18 protein-coding genes are annotated in these 19640 nt (G+C 38.5%); 1 reads left to right on the top strand and 17 read right to left on the bottom strand.

The genetic code is table 11. The features are described 5' to 3' along the window. Positions 1-23: 23 nt before the first annotated feature. The 15 genes from BMY66_RS01070 to BMY66_RS01000 all read right to left on the bottom strand — a co-directional run bounded on the left by BMY66_RS01070 (position 24) and on the right by BMY66_RS01000 (position 17150). Complete coding sequence (locus BMY66_RS01070; protein WP_090393872.1) at positions 24-1172, bottom strand: cysteine desulfurase family protein; 1149 nt, start codon at positions 1170-1172, stop codon at positions 24-26. Next, positions 1169-1909, bottom strand: coding sequence for an RsmE family RNA methyltransferase (locus tag BMY66_RS01065; RefSeq protein ID WP_090393871.1), 741 nt, complete (start codon positions 1907-1909; stop codon positions 1169-1171). The genes BMY66_RS01070 and BMY66_RS01065 overlap by 4 nt, the downstream gene beginning before the upstream one ends. 4 nt (positions 1910-1913) lie before the next feature. After that, positions 1914-2870: a 50S ribosomal protein L11 methyltransferase gene (gene prmA / locus BMY66_RS01060; RefSeq protein ID WP_090393870.1), complete on the bottom strand. Its 957-nt coding sequence runs from the start codon at positions 2868-2870 to the stop codon at positions 1914-1916. A 48-nt stretch (positions 2871-2918) separates the two neighbouring features. Next, positions 2919-3773: a DUF2225 domain-containing protein gene (locus tag BMY66_RS01055; protein WP_044934725.1), complete on the bottom strand. Its 855-nt coding sequence runs from the start codon at positions 3771-3773 to the stop codon at positions 2919-2921. 39 nt (positions 3774-3812) lie between these two features. Continuing rightward, on the bottom strand, positions 3813-5483 hold the full coding sequence (locus tag BMY66_RS01050; protein WP_090393869.1) for a glutamine--tRNA ligase/YqeY domain fusion protein: 1671 nt from the start codon (positions 5481-5483) through the stop codon (positions 3813-3815). A 38-nt stretch (positions 5484-5521) separates the two neighbouring features. Further along, complete coding sequence (locus BMY66_RS01045) at positions 5522-6388, bottom strand: hypothetical protein (RefSeq protein ID WP_044934730.1); 867 nt, start codon at positions 6386-6388, stop codon at positions 5522-5524. Positions 6389-6489: 101 nt separating this feature from the next. Next, positions 6490-7539, bottom strand: coding sequence for a galactose ABC transporter substrate-binding protein (locus BMY66_RS01040; protein ID WP_090393868.1), 1050 nt, complete (start codon positions 7537-7539; stop codon positions 6490-6492). Positions 7540-7548: 9 nt separating this feature from the next. Beyond that, positions 7549-8493, bottom strand: coding sequence for a substrate-binding domain-containing protein (locus BMY66_RS01035; protein WP_177175550.1), 945 nt, complete (start codon positions 8491-8493; stop codon positions 7549-7551). Then, positions 8480-10303 (bottom strand): sensor histidine kinase, encoded by a 1824-nt coding sequence (locus BMY66_RS01030; RefSeq protein WP_090393866.1) that lies wholly within the window; start codon positions 10301-10303, stop codon positions 8480-8482. The genes BMY66_RS01035 and BMY66_RS01030 overlap by 14 nt, the downstream gene beginning before the upstream one ends. Then, positions 10303-11904 carry a response regulator gene (locus tag BMY66_RS01025; RefSeq protein ID WP_090393865.1) on the bottom strand — a complete coding sequence of 534 codons (1602 nt, stop codon included), beginning with the start codon at positions 11902-11904 and terminating at the stop codon, positions 10303-10305. Before BMY66_RS01025 ends, BMY66_RS01030 begins: the two co-directional genes overlap by 1 nt. A 98-nt stretch (positions 11905-12002) precedes the next feature. After that, on the bottom strand, positions 12003-13169 hold the full coding sequence (gene mmsB, locus BMY66_RS01020; protein ID WP_090393864.1) for a multiple monosaccharide ABC transporter permease: 1167 nt from the start codon (positions 13167-13169) through the stop codon (positions 12003-12005). Further along, entirely contained in the window at positions 13159-14721 is a 1563-nt protein-coding gene (gene mmsA, locus BMY66_RS01015) for a multiple monosaccharide ABC transporter ATP-binding protein (protein ID WP_090393863.1), read from the bottom strand. The genes mmsB and mmsA overlap by 11 nt, the downstream gene beginning before the upstream one ends. Positions 14722-14789: 68 nt before the next feature. Then, a complete protein-coding gene (chvE, locus tag BMY66_RS01010; protein ID WP_090393862.1) occupies positions 14790-15929 on the bottom strand; it encodes a multiple monosaccharide ABC transporter substrate-binding protein in 1140 nt (379 codons plus the stop codon). 191 nt (positions 15930-16120) lie between these two features. Further along, positions 16121-16426, bottom strand: coding sequence for an AzlD domain-containing protein (locus BMY66_RS01005; RefSeq protein WP_090393861.1), 306 nt, complete (start codon positions 16424-16426; stop codon positions 16121-16123). Continuing rightward, a complete protein-coding gene (locus BMY66_RS01000) occupies positions 16419-17150 on the bottom strand; it encodes an AzlC family ABC transporter permease (protein ID WP_090393860.1) in 732 nt (243 codons plus the stop codon). Before BMY66_RS01000 ends, BMY66_RS01005 begins: the two co-directional genes overlap by 8 nt. Before the next feature lie 78 nt (positions 17151-17228). On the opposite strand from BMY66_RS01000, the gene BMY66_RS00995 reads away from it, so the two are divergent. Further along, the gene (locus tag BMY66_RS00995) at positions 17229-18038 is read left to right on the top strand and encodes a hypothetical protein (RefSeq protein ID WP_044934752.1); all 810 of its coding nucleotides are present in this window, start codon (positions 17229-17231) and stop codon (positions 18036-18038) included. A gap of 22 nt (positions 18039-18060) precedes the next feature. On the opposite strand, the gene ilvC is transcribed toward BMY66_RS00995, so the two are convergent. Further along, the gene (gene ilvC / locus BMY66_RS00990) at positions 18061-19089 is read right to left on the bottom strand and encodes a ketol-acid reductoisomerase (protein WP_028236037.1); all 1029 of its coding nucleotides are present in this window, start codon (positions 19087-19089) and stop codon (positions 18061-18063) included. Positions 19090-19102: 13 nt separating this feature from the next. Then, entirely contained in the window at positions 19103-19603 is a 501-nt protein-coding gene (gene ilvN / locus BMY66_RS00985) for an acetolactate synthase small subunit (protein WP_044934754.1), read from the bottom strand. Positions 19604-19640: the final 37 nt, after the last annotated feature.

Genomic DNA, 19640 nt, shown 5'->3' with positions numbered 1-19640 from the left:
TAATAATCTCCTTTAGATTATATTTATAAAACCATCATAGGAACCAATTCAGTCATAGCCTTAATTGCTTCCTCAATTTCTTCCATTGTGTTTTCAGGACAAAAACTAAAACGAATAGTACGCTCCAGTAAATCCTTTTCCAAGCCAATAGATTTTAATGTCTCACTGATTGCAGGCTTATTAGATGAACATGCTGAACCAGCAGAAACATAAATGCCATAAGTATCCTGAAGAGCATTAAGCATAACCTGCGCTCTTGTACGATTCCCCTTTATAGAGACGCTAACAATCTGAGGCGCACTGTTTTCATCGTGATGTCCATTAACTGTAACACCGTCTATTGCAGTAAGGCCTTCTATCAGTCTGAACTTCATTTCATACATGTGCTTTCTAGAAGCTTCAAGATTGTCATATGCTTCCTTTGCAGCAACACCAAGTGCAGCAATAGCCGGAACATTTTCTGTACCTGATCGCATGCCGTTTTCGTGTCCTCCACCAAGAATCTGAGGAACAACTCGTACTTTATCTTTAATATATATAAATCCAGAACCCTTTGGTCCATGAATCTTATGACCGCTAACTGTAAGAATATCCATTCCCATCTTCTTTGGAATAATATTCATTTTGCCGAATGCCTGAATGGCATCCACATGGAAAATAATTTCTGGATTGGCAACCTTGATAATTTTAGCAGCTTCTTCTATTGGCTGAAGACTACCAATTTCATTATTAACCATCATGATAGATACAAAAATTGTATCTGGTCTGATTGCAGCCTTAAGCTCCTCTAAATCGATAACACCATATTCGTCAGTACCAAGATAAGTAACATCAAAGCCTTGCTTTTCAAGGGCTTTAACAGGATTCAAAACACTTGCGTGCTCAATCTTTGTAGTAATGATATGATTACCAAGACGCTTTCTTGCCTCTACGCCACCTTTAATAGCAAGATTATTTCCTTCTGTACCACCTGAGGTAAAATAGATTTCCTTAGGCTGGCACTTTAAAATACCGGCAATAATCTCTCTGGATGTTTTGAGGTAATCCTTTCCTTTGTAACCCATGTTGTGCAAAGATGAAGGATTTCCAAAGTTTACCTGCAATGCTTCCTGCATTATTTTAAGCGCACCATCAGAACATCTAGTGGTGGCTGAATTATCAAAGTATATCATTGTAGTTCTAATTCCTCGCTTTTTAGCATTAACATACTGAGTGAACAAATCGCTGCAGTTTCAGTTCTAAGTATTCTTCTACCTAAAGATATAAGCTTGCATTTGTCTTTTACAAGCTCAATTTCGGATTCATCAAATCCACCTTCAGGCCCAATAAATATACCAACACTCTGCCCCTTTTGCAATCCATTTATAACGTCATAAGTATCTTTCATGCCATTTTTGCTTTCGTAAGGAAGCAAAAGCAAATCAAGATTTGCTGCGTATTCCATAGCTTCCTTGAAAGAAAGGACATCATGAATAGCAGGCACAATTGAACGTTTTGATTGTTTGGCTGCTGTAAGGGCAACAGTCTGATATCGTGAAAGCTTATTCTTTTTCTTTTTATCATCAAGCTTTACTATACAGTTTTTCATCTGAACAGGAATGATTTCGTATACTCCAAGCTCTACTGTCTTTTCAATGATAGTTTCCATTTTATCCCCTTTAGGAATGGCCTGGAAAAGATAAATCTTGTTTGAAAGTTCAGTAGAGTTGACCTGCTCATTGACATCGACTAAAAGCTCTTTATCCAAAATGTCGCTAACTGCACAAAGGTAATTATTGCCAGCTGCAGTAGAAACTCGGATGATTTCGCCCTTTTTAATGCGTACAACACGCACCAGATGATGCATATCATCACCTGTGACAGTAAATCTTCCTTCTATTGGCTCTTCATTAACAAATATTTGCTGCATATTTTTATTTACGAGCGGTAATATTTACCCACTCACCCTGATAATTAATCTCTACTATAGTAAGTCCAACTGCCTCAAGAGCCTCTTTTACTTCATTTTCCTTGAAATTGATAATTCCAGAAGAAATAAAGTAAGCTCCCTTCTTTAATGTTGGATAAATGGCTGGAGCCATACCAATAATTATGTCTGCCAAAATATTAGCAACAACTACATCATATTTTTCATAGCCCACTTTATCCTGTAAATCCTTGTCCTCAGTAAGATTTCCAACAAAGAAATCGCCTGCGTCCTTGGAAATATGATTTACCTCGAAATTCTCATAGGTAGACTCGATACAATCCTCATCGATATCTGTACCAACGATATGACACTTTCCATCTAAAAGCTTATTAGCAATGATAGAAAGAATACCGCTACCGCATCCTATATCAAGAATCTCGTCGCCTTCCTTAAGGTATTTCTTAAGCTGTCTGATGCAAAGCTGAGTAGTCTCGTGCTTTCCTGTCCCAAAAGAAACGCCGGGATCAATTTCAACAACCAGATTGTCCTTTGCATCTGTTGGAATTTCCTCCCATGTAGGCTTAATAAGAATATCTTCTATATAGAAGGCCTTGAAGAATTCCTTCCAATTGTTAACCCAATCTTCCTGCTTTGTAATAGATGTATCGATTGTTCCTTCACCGATATCCATCATATCCTTAAGCTCTGCTAAGCCAGCCTTTACCTCGGAAAGCTTTGACTCATGATCCTCATCCTCTCCTAAATAAAAGCATACTCGAGATGTACCATCATCATCTGGTAAATCAGGCTGAAGCTCTTTGAATTCTCCGCCCTGCTTTTCTCCAGAAACTGGTACATTATTTTCAATTTCAATAGAGACAATATCTAGTTCCATCAGCATTGCGCTAACAAAATCCTCTGCCTCTGTTGTTGTATTTATAGAATATTTAATCCAATTCATAATTACCTCAAAAAAACACATATCAGAATAATCTGATATGTGTCAATTCTACTTTGCTCCTTGTTTTGCAACAATATCTTCCTTAAGCTCTAAGCACTTATCCTTAAGCTTTCTGGAAGTACTAGGTGACTGAATAAGTCTTGCGATAAGCTTCATAGCTGCATCGTATTTTTTATAGTGAACTGACATATTAGCAAGCATATATTCTACTGCCTCTGATGCCATTCCGCAATATGGAGGAGTTTCTGATGAAACAGCCTTCATAAAGCCTTCATATGCCTGTGAGTAGAAACCTTCGTATTCTTTTTGAATCATATCTACAATCTTTGGATCAGCATCCTTGTTTCCCTCAAGCTCTTTAAGCTGTGCTCTACGAAGCCAAGCTATCTTAAGGCAAACGTAAGCTTTCTCAGACATCTTTGCACGCTTTTTCATTGTACAAATCAATGCAAGCTTAAACTTTTCGATTGAATATTCATATGAATATGTCTCAGGAAGTGCTGTCTCCTTCTGTGGCTTAAAGCTTGGGCAGAATTCAGCTCTGATAAGCTTAACACGAGCTGTGTCAATCTTAGCAAATGTAGTATCAAGAGCAGAATAACCACAGTTTGGGCATGACATAAAGTCGTATTTGCATTTGTCAACATGCTCGTAATTAGGTCTTAAATCGAAATCAGGCTCTAATCTCTTAAGCTTTGTAGCAAGTACAGCCTTGATAGGAAAATCCTTATCGCAAACTGGACATCTAACCTTTTTATCAATGATAAAATCCTTCTCAGTTTTAACGACAGGCGCTGCTGCTGTCTTTTGCGCAGCATCCTTCTTTGGCTTGTCATCCGCCAAAATATCAAGCTCTCCGTCCATAGAGAAGCCAAATTTTTCCATTCCAGATAATAAATTCATTTTGCAATCCTTTTCTAAATAGATTACTAAATCTATAACTTAGTTATTTGTAGGCAATTTAAATGAGCTCTTTAAAGAAACAATTCTATTAAACACTAATGCATCTGGCTTTGAGTCCTTAGAATCAACGCAGAAGAAGCCTTGTCTAACAAATTGGAAACTATCATAAGCCTTGGCATCCTTAAGGGATGGCTCAACAAGACAATCTTTAAGAACTGTAAGTGAGTTTGGATTAAGATTTAAACTACCATCCTCATTATACACTCCTTTTTCTTCATCTACAATGTTTTCATAGAGACGAACCTCTGCCTTAAGAGCTGTCTTAGCAGCTACCCAGTGTATTGTTCCCTTAACCTTACGTCCATCAGGTGCATCTCCACCCTTTGTAGCTGGGTCGTATGTACAGTGAATGCAAGTAACCTTGCCGTTTTCATCTGTTTCATAGCTTGTGCATGTAACAAAGTATGCATTCATTAAACGTACTTCGTTGCCTGGGTAAAGTCTAAAATACTTCTTAGGAGGCTCAATCATGAAGTCCTCTCTATCGATGTATAATTCCTTGCCAAATGGAACCTGTCTGCTTCCAAGCTCAGGATTTTCTAGGTTGTTTGGAGCATCAAGCCATTCAACATCATCGCTATCGTAATTATCAATAACAAGCTTAACAGGGTCAAGAACAGCCATAACACGGCCACGGCTAGTCTTTAAGTCCTCTCTGATGCAGTACTCAAGCATTGCATAATCAGATGACGAATTAGCCTTTGAAACACCAGAAAGCTCAACAAATTTTTTGATTGATGAAGGTGTGAAGCCACGACGTCTAAGAGCTGCAATTGATACAAGACGTGGATCATCCCAACCGTCTACAATTCCATCCTCAACAAGTTTCTTGATATATCTCTTTCCTGTAACAACGTTTGTAAGATACATCTTTGCAAACTCAATCTGACGTGGTGGATTTGGGAATCCTGCTGACTTAACAACCCAATCATAAAGAGGTCTGTGGTCCTCAAACTCTAATGTACAGATTGAATGTGTGATACCTTCAAATGCATCCTCAAGTGGATGAGCGAAATCGTACATTGGATAGATGCACCACTTATCACCTGTGTTGTGATGTGTCATGTGAGCAACTCTGTAGAGAATTGGATCTCTCATATTGATGTTAGGTGAAGCCATATCGATTTTAGCTCTAAGTGTATGGCTACCATCCTCATACTTGCCAGCCTTCATGTCTTCGAACATAGCAAGGTTTTCCTCGATAGAACGGTTTCTATTTGGATCTTCCTTACCTGGATGCTCGAAGTCACCACGGTACTCTCTCATCTCATCAGCTGTAAGATCAGAAACATAAGCAAGACCCTTTTTGATAAGGTCAACTGCTACTTCATACATTCTATCGAAGTAGTTTGAAGCGAAATAGAGATGCTCTCCCCAATCAGCTCCTAACCACTGAATATCTGCCTTAATTGAATCAACGAACTCTACCTTTTCCTTTGTAGGGTTTGTGTCGTCGAATCTCATGTGGAACTCACCGTTGTACTTCTCAGCGAGACCATAGTTTAAAATGATTGACTTTGCATGGCCAATGTGTAAGTAACCATTTGGCTCAGGTGGGAAACGTGTACAAACATGGTCGTAAACGCCCTCCTTTAAATCCTTGTCAATTTCAAGCTCGATAAAATTTTTGCTAACTACTTCTTCACTCATTATCTATTTATTGTCCCTTCAATAATTATATTTTAGATTTATCTAATGTGATTGTGTGTAAACAAATGATCACTGCAATATTCATAATTACCATTACATTTACTGCAGAATCTGAACTCCAAACCTGGGTTTGTAAGCTCTGTGCGCCCGCACACAGCACATTTATGTCTCGCGATAGGTGTGCCATCACGGTACTGAGTACGTGGTGGTGTCGCCTGTCGTTTAAACTCGTTTCGTCTATGGATATCCTTTGGATTGAATCTAGCCATATTTCTAGTCATCAGGAAAAAGATGAAGAAATTAAGGAGTGATGCAATCACTGGTACGGCAGCAAAAAATGCACCGGCCATACAGTATCTAAATACTTCATATCCAATAATAACAAGGTAGAATATGGACATCCATTTCATCTTGATTGGAATGATAAAATACAAAAGCACCTGCATATCTGGGAAACATGTAGAAAATGCAAGAAAAATTGAAAGATTAATGTAGTAAGTGCTGGTAATCTGTCCAATATATCCTACAGGTAATGCTCCGCCATAAATAAAGTATGTAATGAACGCTCCAAGAAGAGTGAAAATCATACCGCCAAAAATATATACGTTAAAACGAAAAGCACCCCAAGTACGCTCAAGTGTCTGTCCCAATTGATAATAAAGCATAAACATGATAATTGCCCATATAATGCTAGTATCAGGTGGAATAATAACCCATGAAATAATTCTCCAGATTTGTCCATGGAGAATGTAATATGGCTCCAAGGTAAGATAATTCAGATAAGGCACCCCGGTAAATCTCTGGCCAAAGGATAATAAGTATCCGATGGCATATCCGCCAAGCAAATATACTATTAAATTATTAATGGCATATCGGCCAAATTTCTTCTCTAATTTGTCTAACAAAGTAAAACCTCCAAGTAAAAAACGACATAAATATAGACTTTAAAGATTATACCTCTTTAAAGCCTATGTTATCAACTAGATTTTTAGAATTAATAGTAATATCACTGGGAATCAGTATACTCCGAAACATTAGTATTATCTATACGTTCATAAGAAACATAATAATATTTACCATCCTCCATCTGGATATCTTCCGGAGGTCTTCCATCCATTGCAATCCCTACAGCTAATTCAGCTATAATTCTTCCTTTTTCCTGGGCGTTATTCAAAGCGGTACCTTCAATTTTGCCCTCAGCAATGTCTGCAAGAACCTCTTCCTGACCATTAACCCCAACAATCAAAGGTTCATTTTGCACTCCAAATTCAGTCAATGCATCTAAAGCTCCAAGAGCCATATTGTCATCATTTGCAAGGACCAGCTCAATTTGCCGAGGATATCCCGCAAGCAAAGATGTCATTTTTGTCTGTGCCTGTTTCCTATCCCAGTTTGCTATTTCGTCTCCCAGCATTTCCATCTCGTATCCCGCATCTTTTATCGTTTCCACAGAAACGCGGCTTCTAAGAATAGCATCCTGATGTCCAGCCTCTCCCTCTAATAATACATACTGAATAATGCCATCATCATTAACATCAATCTCATCGAAGCGCTCATCCAATGCATCAATAACAATCTGCCCCTGGATCTGGCCACTGTCCTCTGGTCTGGCGCCAACATAATAAAGCTTGTTAAATCGTTTCAAATCGTCTTCTACAAGCTCACGGTTAAAGAAAATAATTGGAACATCGGCTGATTTAGCAGCCTCAATAATTACAGAAGGGTCTGTTCTATCAACCAGGTTCACACATATGACGTCATAGTTTTTGTCAATAAAATCAATAACCTGGTCATTCTGCACCAATTGATTCTTGCCGGAATATACAACGGTACTTTCAATTTCAATATCCTTTTCATCCCCATACACTGCAAGATAATCCTCGATATTATGCCTGATTTCTTCTGTAAAAGGATCATACTGATTGTACATAGTAATCCCAACCCTGATCACCCGAGGTTCAGTACTTTCCTTGGATTGAACCATATGGTAGCCGCCGAATAAACATGCAGCCACAGCAATTGCTATTCCAAATACAAACAACCTTCTCTTATTCATTACATCCTCTTATTTAACAAATGGAAATAGAATTTTTTCATACTCCTCTGAATAAATCTGCTCTTTATTAATTATGTAATAAAGAGGAACGCCTTCATCTGAAACCTTATCTCCATTATCAAGTACAGCCTTAACTGCCAAATACCCCATTGTATAATCGTCCTTACAAGCAAGTGCCTGAATAGAACCGCTATCAAGGTAATAAACTGCAGCCTGTCTGTCATCAACTCCATAAATTGCAAAGCCAGATTTTTGATCAATCCCCAATGACATTGCACAATCAAGCACATTGGCGTCCAACAAAATCATTCCGCTATACAATCCAGATCTGTAAATGTTGTAAATATGGTTTATCAGAGAACTGTCATCCATAGTAACAAGTTCCCTTTTCAAATAGACATCTGAGCCCTCTAATGATTCCTCCAGTCCTTTGATAAAATTAATGTTATTTACAGAATCAGAGTTATACATAACATACAAGGAACCTGAAAAACCATCGTCGATTATATATTTACCGTAATCTTTTCCCATAGAATAGTCATCAGCTATGATAGAATATTTGTCATCATCACAATTTCCATTCTTTACAAATCTAACTTTGCTTTTCAGACCTTGTTCTTTGATATAAGTGTACAACTCATCATAAAAGCCTGAGGCAACATAAACATATTCAGCCCCCTCGTATATCTGTCTATTGATTAGCTCAATTTCTCCTTCCACTCCAGCAGATGCAGGGCTATTCAAAAAAGTAACCTGACACTTGTTGTCCAGCGCAGCAGTTTCAGCACCAGATTTTAATGTTTCCCAGTCATCCAGATTGTCTCCTGTAACAACAAATGAAATACGCTCATCCTCCCCCTCAAATACGCTAGAGTTGGCGTAAACATAAAACTCAACAATAATCAATAGGATAAGCACAAGGAACATGCCGATAAAGAATCTATTTCTTCTCATTTCCATCACCTCCCATATATTCCTGGTAGGAAATCTTTGGCAAATGAATTATGGCAGTAGTTCCTACATCCAATTCGCTTTCGATTTTCAGTCCATAGTCCTCCTTAAAATACAGGTTGATACGCTGATTGATATTCCACAATCCGATACCAGAGCCTTTGCCTTGAGATTTACCCTTTTCCTTAAGCAAATCCTTTAGTTTCTCAGGAGGAATTCCCATTCCATTATCCTTAACCTCGATATAAATATCTCCGTCTTTTTCATAGCCTTTTATATCGATTACGCCTTCATCATACAAATCCCCTACAGCATGATAAATGGCATTTTCGATAAGAGGCTGAATAATAAGCTTGATAGTAATGCAATCCTCTATCCCAGGATCAACGTCGATATTGGCTTCAAATTTGTTTTTATAGCGCACCTTCTGGATGGCTAAATAATTCTTTGCATGGGTAATCTCATCTCTGATTGTAATTATGTTGTTGCCCTTGCTAAGACTGATTCTAAACAGGGATGCCAGGCTTGTAATCATAGAAATAGCCTCTGGATATTTCTCCGATTCAATCATCCAAACAACAGAATCCAAGGTATTATAAAGGAAATGTGGATTTATCTGAGCCTGTAGAGCATTCAATTCGGATTTACGTTTTTCTTTTTGCTCCGCAACGCTTTCTTCCATCATTGTCCTCATCTGTACTACCAAAGATTTTATGGTGCGGCCCAAATGCCTGATTTCATGAGTACCACCGATAAAAATCACATCTTCATCAAGCATACCTGCATCAATAACGCCAATGGAATCTTCAAGCTTCTTTATTGGATCAGTAACCACTCTTGCAATAAAAAGGTTTCCAAAAAGAATCATAAAAATAGTTATTGTAAGTATGATAAGCATGAATACACGCAGCTGGAAGCTTTCACCGATCAGCTCCTTAACAGGTGTTACTGATACTATTTTCCAACCTGTATAGCCTACCGTTTTTACGATAACCGCTCTTTCATTTCCTTCAAATGTCTCGATATAGTTTCCATCATCATAGCCAGCTGCCACAATATTGTTTTCCTTAGCAAGACCTGAGTATAATGCCTTTTGAGCAGGATGATAGATAATCTCTCCATTTGAATCTATCAGATAGACATAGCCCTCACCAGACTCATTGGCCATCATAAACATCTGCTCTATTGCAGAATAGTTCATGTCTACCAAAAGGATTCCTCGCCTGATGTAACCCATGTAATTTAAATCGATGCTACGGGTAAGAGAAACTACCCAATAATATCGATAATTATCGCTTTCAAACATGTTTTGTACATGTGGCGCAGAAAAATGAAAATTCTCCACTTTCTCTTCTTCAGTATCGCTAAACCAGGACTGCTCCGTAAAATCCACCCCAGTTTTTCTGGTGGCGATTGGCGCTGCAGAAATCAATGCTCCATCCTGAGAAATGCAGGCGATGCTGATAAGATCATCCTTATTCGCCTCGTACAGGATATCCATTTCTTTAGTCATACTATCGCTAGTCAAATCCAGATTTTTGATTACGCTGTAGTACATACTATTTGAAACGCCCATCATATTACGTAAATACGAATTAAGATTCCAGCTTATCTGCTCTACTATCTTCTCATCGTTATCAATAGCATTCTGTCTGGATGTATTGATATAGTTTGTATAAAAGGCCATGGCCATAAAGCTCATACTGATTATGGCAACCAGCGTGAAGGAAATAGAAATAACAAGCTGAATGCTTCTTCGCTTGGAAGCACGACGCAATCTATGAAATTGATTTTGAAAATCAAAAAGTTTCATTAGCTTTCCCTTTGCTGTCTATACTTTGATGGTGATATGCCATAAGCCTTTTTAAATACATAGCTGAAATAATTTGGCTCATCGTAGCCTACAAGACCAGCAATTACATAGGCCTTTTCATCTGTAGTTTCAAGCAACTCCACTGCCTTTTTCAACCTAATATCAGTTAAATATGATACAAAGCTTTCCCCTGTGTTTTTCTTAAATACAGCAGAAAAATAATTAGCGCTTACATTAAGGTTTGAGCAAACTTTATCTACCGACAAATCTGAATCCTTAAAATGCTCCTTGATATATTCCTTCGCTTTATCTACAAGCACTTCCGTGGAGTCCATTCGACTCTTTTTGATTTCCTTTTGGATGAAGAAGCACTTATCTAAAAACCACTTTTCTACTTCCTGTATTGAATCGATGTTGTCCAAAAACTCAAAAATATCTCCGTCATTACCATCAATTGATGAGCCTGAAATATCATAGTTCTTTGCAAGCTTAAGGACCTCAAAATAAGCCTCCAAAATAGAAATCTTCATCTGGTACAAGCCAATTCCTTTTTCACTAAAGTTAGAAAAGAATTCATGAATAGCTCCGTTCAATTCATCAGTAGAGCCAATCTTGATAAGCTTAAGTATCGTATTTACGTTATCATTTTCAAACAGATTGATTTCTGTCTTGTCTGGTTCCACATCCATAATTGAAAATGCCTGGTTTTCATCGAAAAGCTTTCTATAGGCAGTAGCCTCCCTGGCTGATTTGAATGAACTAAACAAATCCTTTAAATCGTTAACCATTGTTCCTACACCTGCAGTAGTAGGCACCTCTATAAGCTTGGCTGATAGCTTACAAATCATATCCAGATTAGATACAAACTCCTCGTACTCATCTTCTTTCTCAAAGCAGCCCAGCACAATAACATTGCCCAGGTAATTTAAGCAATGATAATTTCCATAATCCTTTAATGTTTCCTTTGCAAGCTGATTCAAAGAAACAGAAAAAAGCTTTCTATCGGTTGTATTAAATTGTTCACTGTTTTCAAAGGATAATTTGATTATGCCGACGGCATAGAAATTCCCCTTAATATCTTCTCCGTAATCAGACGCTATCTCAGCTATCCTATCGACCTCAATATGCCCCTCAATAAGGCCAATAAGAAACTGCTCCCTAAATAATGGGAAGCTCTCCTGATAGTATTTTTCAAGATTTTGAAGATTGCGCCTCTTGTCAAACTCCTCGTCCAAGGTGTGTTTAAGACGAGTAAAAATAGAATGCAGCTCATCTGCATCAATAGGCTTTAAAATATATTCCTCTGCTGAAAGCTCGATTGCTTCCTTGGCGTACTCAAACTCATCATAGCCAGAGAAAATAACGAATTTTGTTGCAGGAAGCTCAGCCTTTAACTGCTTTGAAAACTCAAGGCCATTCATGAAAGGCATATTAATATCAGTCATAACCACATCCGGCTGCGCCTCAAGTGCTCTCTCCAAAGCATCCTGACCATTTTCAGCTGTGGCAACCACATTAAACCCCAAATCCTGCCAATTAATCTTTTTTTCGATGGCGATGCGGACTTCCTCCTCATCATCAACTAACATAACATTATACATAAAAACCTCTCCCTATAAATAACGACCCCCATCGTTATCTATGATTATAACAAAAAAGGATGCCCTAGGGCATCCCTTTTGTAGCTTATATTTAGAGTTTAGTTCTTTTTACGCTTAGAAAGAACGTCTACAGTAACAGCGCCAAGAAGTACAGCACCCTTTACGATTTTCTGGATATCTGTTGACCATCCAAAAAGTGACATACCGTTGTTAAGAACACCCATAACAAAGGCACCAACAACTGCACCAAGGATAGAACCAGAACCACCAGCTACGGCAGCACCACCGATGTAGCAAGATGCAATAGCATCCATCTCGAAACCATCACCAGCCTTTGGAGTTGATGATCCGTTTCTAGCTGAAAGAACGATACCTGCGATAGCTGCAAGAACGCCCATGTTTGTGTATACCCAGAAGAATACCTTATTTGTATCGATACCTGAAAGGTTTGCTGCTTTTCTGTTGCCACCTAATGCATAAATCTGGCGACCTGCAACAGTCTTTGTTGTAACAAATGCGTATATTCCGATAAGTACAACCATGATAAGAAGTACGAATGGAAGTCCGTTGTAACGAGCAAGCTTATAGAAGAAGAACCAAATGATAAACAGCTCGATTACAAGCTTTGTAACTGTCTGCCATGTAGGAGTAAGAACAAAGTTATATTTCTTCTTTGTCTTGATTCCTCTGATTTCGTTCCAAATAAGAGCTACAGATGCAATAAGTGCAACAGCAATTGAAACCAAATCAAGAATACCATCACCAAAGAATATTTTATATGTAGGAAGGAAGCCTGCACCGATGAAGTTGTAATTTGAAGGAAGAGGACCTTTTGTCTGAGCCTGTAAAAGTGTGTATGTTAATCCTCTACCCATAAGCATTGTAGCAAGGGTAACTACAAATGGTGGGATGCTCAAATATGCAATGAAGAATCCAGCAAACATACCAACTAAAAGACCGATAGCAAGTGCTGCAATAATTGCGACCCACATATTCATCTTATAATCCATCATCATGATACCGGCTGTGGCACCACACAATGCAACTACAGAACCAACACCAAGGTCAACGTTACCAGTTAATACGCAAAGCAACATACCGATTGCAAGGATAACAACGTAACCATTTTGCATAACCAGGTTGTTGATGTTCATTGGTGTAAGGTTTTTGCCACCAGTAAGAAGGGCAAATATCAAATAAATAACAATAAGGGCAATGAACATGCCGTATTGTTTCATATCAAGACTAGCTTTTTTATTTTTCATTTCCATCATCCTTTCTATTATGTGCCATTACACACTGCATGATTTTTTCTTGAGATACTTCTGCACTAGAAAGCTCTCCCGCAATCTCGCCCTCATTGATAACGTAAATACGGTCACAGGTACCAATAATTTCAGGCATTTCAGAAGAAATAACAATGACTGCTTTTCCAGCCTTTGCTAAATCGTTGATAATACAGTAAATTTCGTATTTAGCACCAACATCGATACCACGAGTTGGCTCATCCAAAATCAATACATCCGGTTGTGTAAGCATCCATTTAGCAAGAACAACCTTCTGCTGGTTACCACCTGAAAGTGATCCAACAACCTGATTGATGGAATTCGATTTTACGTTAATTTTCTTTTTATATTCTTCAGCCGCAAGGATTTCCTCGTTCCCATTAATAACACCATGCTTTGAGAAGAACTTAGGACGAGCCGCAATTGTCATATTCTCTTTGACATCGCCAATAAGAATAAGACCATTTGTCTTTCTATCCTCAGTTACATACGCAAGCTTGTTATCAATAGCATCCTTGACTGTATTTAAATGAACTTCCTTTCCATTTATTTTTACAGTTCCTGAGATTTTCTGACCATAGCTATGACCGAATACACTCATGGCAAATTCGGTACGGCCTGCTCCCATCAGACCGGCCAGGCCAACAACCTCACCAGCTTTAACTTCGATATTAATGTCTTTAAGTACCTGACGTTCTGGATCATCAGGATGATATACATTCCAATTCTTAACCTCAAAGATTGTATCACCAATAGTGACACCTTCTCTTTCAGGATAACGATTAGTCATTTCACGACCAACCATAGCCTTAATAACTCTATCCTCAGAGAAATCATCTACACCCTTAACAAGTGTTTCGATTGTCTTACCATCTCTGATAATTGTAACGGCATCAGCAACATAGCTAATCTCGTTCAATTTATGAGAAATAATAATACATGTAATACCCTGCTTCTTTAATTCAAACATGATATCAAGAAGCTTCTTTGACTCCTCATCATTCAAAGCCGCTGTAGGCTCATCCAAAATAAGAAGCTCAACCTTTTTTGCCATTGCCTTTGCAATTTCAATAAGCTGCTGTTTACCAACACCAAGTGAATTTACTGGGGCATTGACATTTTCATTTTCAAGACCAACTCTAGCTAACATTTCCTGGGCTTTTTGTCTTGTCTTTGTCCAATCAATTACGCCCTTCATTTTAAGCTGTTCGTTACCTAGAAAAACATTTTCAGCAATTGAAAGAAGTGGGCTAAGAGCAAGCTCCTGATGGATAATAACGATTCCTTTCGCCTCTGAATCTCTTAAGTTATGGAATTTGCAGATTTCGCCGTGATATTCAACATCTCCCTCATATGAGCCGTATGGATAAACTCCTGATAAAACATTCATCAGAGTAGATTTTCCAGCACCATTTTCCCCACAAAGAGCATGAATCTCTCCCTTTTTAACCTGCAGATTAACATCATCAAGGGCTTTAACTCCAGAAAACTCTTTTACAATATGCTTCATTTCCAAGATGTAATCTGACATATTCTTCTCCTTCTTAAAAGTAATGGCGACTTAAGACTAAGCCGCCACTACAATTAATACATTAATTACTATTCAGCTAACTGCTCCTCTGTGTAGTAGCCACCGTCAACAATGATTTCTTTGTAGTTGTCCTTATCTACTGCAACTGGTGTGCAAAGGTATGAAGGAACTGTAATCTTTCCATTGTTGTACTGCTCTGTGTCGTTGATTTCTGGCTCTGAGCCTTCAAGAACTGCCTGAACCATTGTTACGCACTTGTCAGCAAGAAGACGTGTGTCTTTGTAGATTGACATTGTCTGTGATCCAGCGATGATGTTCTTTGTAGCCATAAGCTCAGCATCCTGACCTGTGATAAGTGGCCAATCTTCACCAACTGTGTAGCCTGCTCCTTCAAGAGCTGCCTTACATCCATATGCAAAACCATCAAAAGCTGTTGCACAGATATCAAGCTTTTCATCAGCATAGAAACCTGTTAAGTAGTTTTCACAGTTCTGCTGTGCTGTTTCCTGAGACCATCTGAGGATACATGTATCATCAAATGATGTTCTACCTGACTTACATACTAATGTACCGTCATCAAGGTATGGCTGAAGAACTTCCATAAGTCCGTTGTAAAGCATTACAGCGTTGTTATCATCTGGAGATCCCATGAAGAACTCGATTGTATAAGTCTCATCTGTGTTAGCCAAATCCTTTGACTCTTCGATGTACTTACCAATTGCTGTACCAACACCCTTGTTATCGAATGTTGCATAGTAGCTTACAGCGTCTGTGTCCATAAGAAGACGGTCATAAGCGATGATAGGAATACCTGCTTCCTTAGCCTGCTCTTCTACGTTTACAAGAGCTGATGAGTCAACTGCAGCGATTACTAAACAATCAGCGCCAGCAGCGATCATGTTCTCAATCTGAGATACCTGAGCCTGAACGTCATCCTCAGCATACTGAAGATCAACTTCATATCCGAGAGCCTCAAGCTTCTCTTTCATGTTGCTACCATCGTTAATCCATCTCTCTGAAGACTGAGTAGGCATTGCAACTGCAACTCTCTTTCCGTTTGAAGCTGCAGGTGTTGAAGAATCAGAAGATTCTGTTGCTGTGTCAGTTGTAGCAGCTGGATCAGCGCCTGTGTCTGCAGGGCCACATCCTGCAAATAACCCCATTGCAAGAGCGGCTGTCATCATTAAACCTAGAACACGTTTTTTCATTTTACCTTCTCCTCCTGTGTTTTCTTGACAACTTTGTTGTCGTTTTTAACTATAAATAGATATTAACAGTAACTTTTTTTGTTTAAAATAGAAAATTCTATTTATAACCTTTGAAATTCTACACTACAAATTGTACAAAATAAGAAAAACAAGCACTAAGGCTTGTTTTCTTATAATACAAATTCTTTATTTTAAGCTAATACCAATTCACATACGAATACAACCGCGCAACAAAGTGCTGCTACTTTAAATAGGCTTTGATTAAACCAAGCCGCTACAACTCCCACAATCAATGCAATTATTCCAGCGAGCTTCACCTGTGTTGCATCGATGATAGCAGGAAATGTCATAACTGCAAGAGTTACATATGGAACGTAATATAAAAACGAACGAATAAATCGATTCTTAATCTGCTTTCTAAAAACAGTGACCGGCAAAATACGTATAAACGTACTGACAAATGCTGCCACCAATATATAAATATAAGTTCTAGTCATCGTCTTCCTCCATAGGATGTGGAAATAGTATTGCAGCTATAGCAGCAATTACAACAGTAAGAATAATAGTTTTTGTTCCAGCTGATATTGATGCAAAAACTTCTAATCTAGATGCTAAATAGCTGAGAACAAAGCTTATTATAATTAACACTGCCACTATTCTGTGCTTTCTGGCTTCCGGCATAATGCAAGCTAAAAACATTCCATACAAAGCAACAGAAAATGCGCTCACAACTCTAAGAGGCATCAGCTCTCCTGCCACAATCCCACATGAAGTACCAAGAGCCCAACAAGGAACAGCTATAGCACAAGCCCCATAATTATAAATTGGATTGATGAAGCCAGGTCTGTTAATGGTTATGGCAAATATTTCATCAGTAACACTAAATCCCACTAGCATTCTATGAATCAAAGGGGTTTTAGGGTCAAACTTTTGACTTAAAGCCGTAGACATCAGTAGATATCTGGCATTGACAACCAAGGTCATAATAGCCATTTCCACAAAACCAGCTCCAGCAGCCACTACCGTATATACGGCATATTCACCTGCGCTAGCTCGATTTAAAAAGGAATTAATAAACCCCTGCAATGGAGTAAAATGTGCTGTTCTAGCCAGAATTCCAAGAGAAAATGCAACAGCAAAATATCCTAATCCAATAGGAACCCCATCTCTTACTCCTTCTCTAAAAACTGTTAAATTAGAATTAGTTTTTTTCAAATTCATTTTATCCCTTTATTTCACCAATTTTTTAAACATTTTTCTTCTCAAAAGTGTAAAATAATATGCATAGGAGGATTCTATATGAAACCTGGCGTATATCAGGCCACTAAAAAAGACGGAACAGTCTATTATCGTGGCAATATCACTTACAATGGAAAACACATCAGCATCGGCAGCTTTTCTACAGAAGCTAAATGCAACAAAGCTTACAATGAGGCTTGGAGCATTATCAAAAATGAAGATATCACTATCTTAAATTTGCAAAACAAAATCAAAGAGCTTCCATTTGATAAGTGCATCACTCTAATAAATTTTAGAGACAACCATATTTATATTAAAACTCCAATATATCTTCAGAGAAATTATTTTCTATATTATTTAGATAAAACAACTATCTTGAAATTCGACAATGATGACCTCTTCTACTATTCAAGTCATAAGATTCAGTATCGCGGAGGCCACATGTTTGTCAGTGATTACGGAATGCAGTACAACATTCTTGGCCGTTATGGCATCAAACCTTACAGCGTAAAAGGTAAGGACTTTCTCTTCGCCAATGGCGACGAAACTGATTTCAGATATTCAAACATTATAGTTGTAAATAAATATCACGGCGTATACCGTGAGGAAAAGGCTGGAAAGGTAATCTATGCAGCTAAGATTCATCTTAATGGTGATTTTATAGTCGGCCGTTATAATAGCGAAGCAAAAGCTGCTATAGCCTACAACAAGGCTGTAGATTTATGCAAAGCCCGCGGTATGAAAAAAGCTTTTCCTACCAACTTTATATCTGAATATTCCCCTCGTGAATATGCCGACATCTACACCGAAATCAAGATATCATCTCATCTGTATAAATTCTTTCATAATAAAAACTTCCGCGAGGCTTAGGCCTCGCGGTTTATTTTTTATATTAGTTGTTGATGAACTTGTCTTCCTCATTGTTCCATGAGTAAAGGCTACGAATCTGCTCACCAACTTTTTCTGCTGGATGCTCAGCAGCAAGCTTTCTCATTGCCTGGAAGTGAACCTGGCGACCAGCTGGTGACATATCAAGAAGGAATTCCTTAGCAAATGTACCATCCTGAATATCAGAAAGGATCTGCTTCATTGCCTTCTTTGTATCTTCTGTAACAATCTTTGGTCCAGTGATGTAATCACCATACTCAGCTGTATTTGAAATAGAATATCTCATTCCAGCAAAGCCTGACTGGTAGATAAGATCAACGATAAGCTTCATTTCGTGTACACACTCGAAGTATGCATTTCTTGGATCGTATCCAGCCTCAACAAGAGTCTCGAAACCAGCCTGCATAAGAGCACAAACACCACCACAAAGTACTGCCTGCTCACCAAAGAGGTCTGTCTCTGTCTCTGTTCTGAATGTTGTCTCAAGAATACCAGCACGAGCTCCACCGATACCAGCACCATAAGCAAGTGCAAGATCAAGAGCCTTTCCTGTAGCATCCTGATATACAGCAACAAGACAAGGAGTTCCCTTACCTGCCTGGTACTCAGAACGTACTGTGTGACCTGGAGCCTTAGGTGCAATCATAGTAACATCAACATCTGCTGGTGGCTTGATGCAACCAAAGTGAATGTTGAAACCATGAGCAAACATAAGCATGTTGCCAGCCTCAAGGTTTGGCTCGATATCAGCCTTGTACATATCAGCCTGCTTCTCATCGTTGATAAGAATCATAATGATATCAGCTTTCTTTGCAGCCTCTGCTGCTGTATATACTGTAAGGCCCTGCTTCTCAGCCTTTGCCCAAGACTTTGAACCTTCGTAAAGACCAATAATGACGTCGCATCCGCTTTCCTTAAGGTTAAGAGCGTGTGCGTGACCCTGGCTACCATAACCAATAATAGCTATTGTCTTACCCTTCAATAATGAGAGATTACAATCTTCTTGGTAATAAATCTTTGCTTCCTGTGACATTCTTTTATCCTCCTTATAATATAACTACATCCTCTGAGCCACGGCTAAGACCAGTAAGACCGGTACGAGCGAGCTCTAAGATGTCGTAGTCTCCAAGCATATCTAAAAATGCTTCCAATTTGTCCTGGTTGCCTGTAAGCTCAAGAATCATTGAATCATGAGTAACATCTACAACCTTTCCCTTGAAAATCTCAACGATTGTGAGAACATCCTGTCTCTCGTCATTTCTAACAGAAATCTTAACAAGCATAAGCTCTCTTTTTACTGAGCTACCATGCTCCAAAACCTTGAGGTCAACAACCTCTGTAAGTTTTGACACCTGCTTTTCAATCTGTTCCAATATCATTTCATCACCGTGTGTAACAATAGTCACTCGAGTGTATCTAGGATCTGCAGTAACGCCCGCTGAGAAACTGTCGATATTGTATCCTCTTCTTGAAAATAAGCCTGAAATGCGGCTTGTAAGACCTGGTGTGTTTTCTACTAAAATAGAAAGAACTTTTTTAGACTCCATAATGCTCTCCTAAAAATATAATCTCGTTTGCACTTTA

Source organism: Pseudobutyrivibrio sp. C4 (assembly GCF_900111635.1).
GTDB lineage: Bacteria > Bacillota > Clostridia > Lachnospirales > Lachnospiraceae > Pseudobutyrivibrio > Pseudobutyrivibrio ruminis.
The sequence above is the reverse complement of the archived record's forward strand: the minus strand, read 5'-3'. Positions and strand labels throughout refer to the sequence as shown.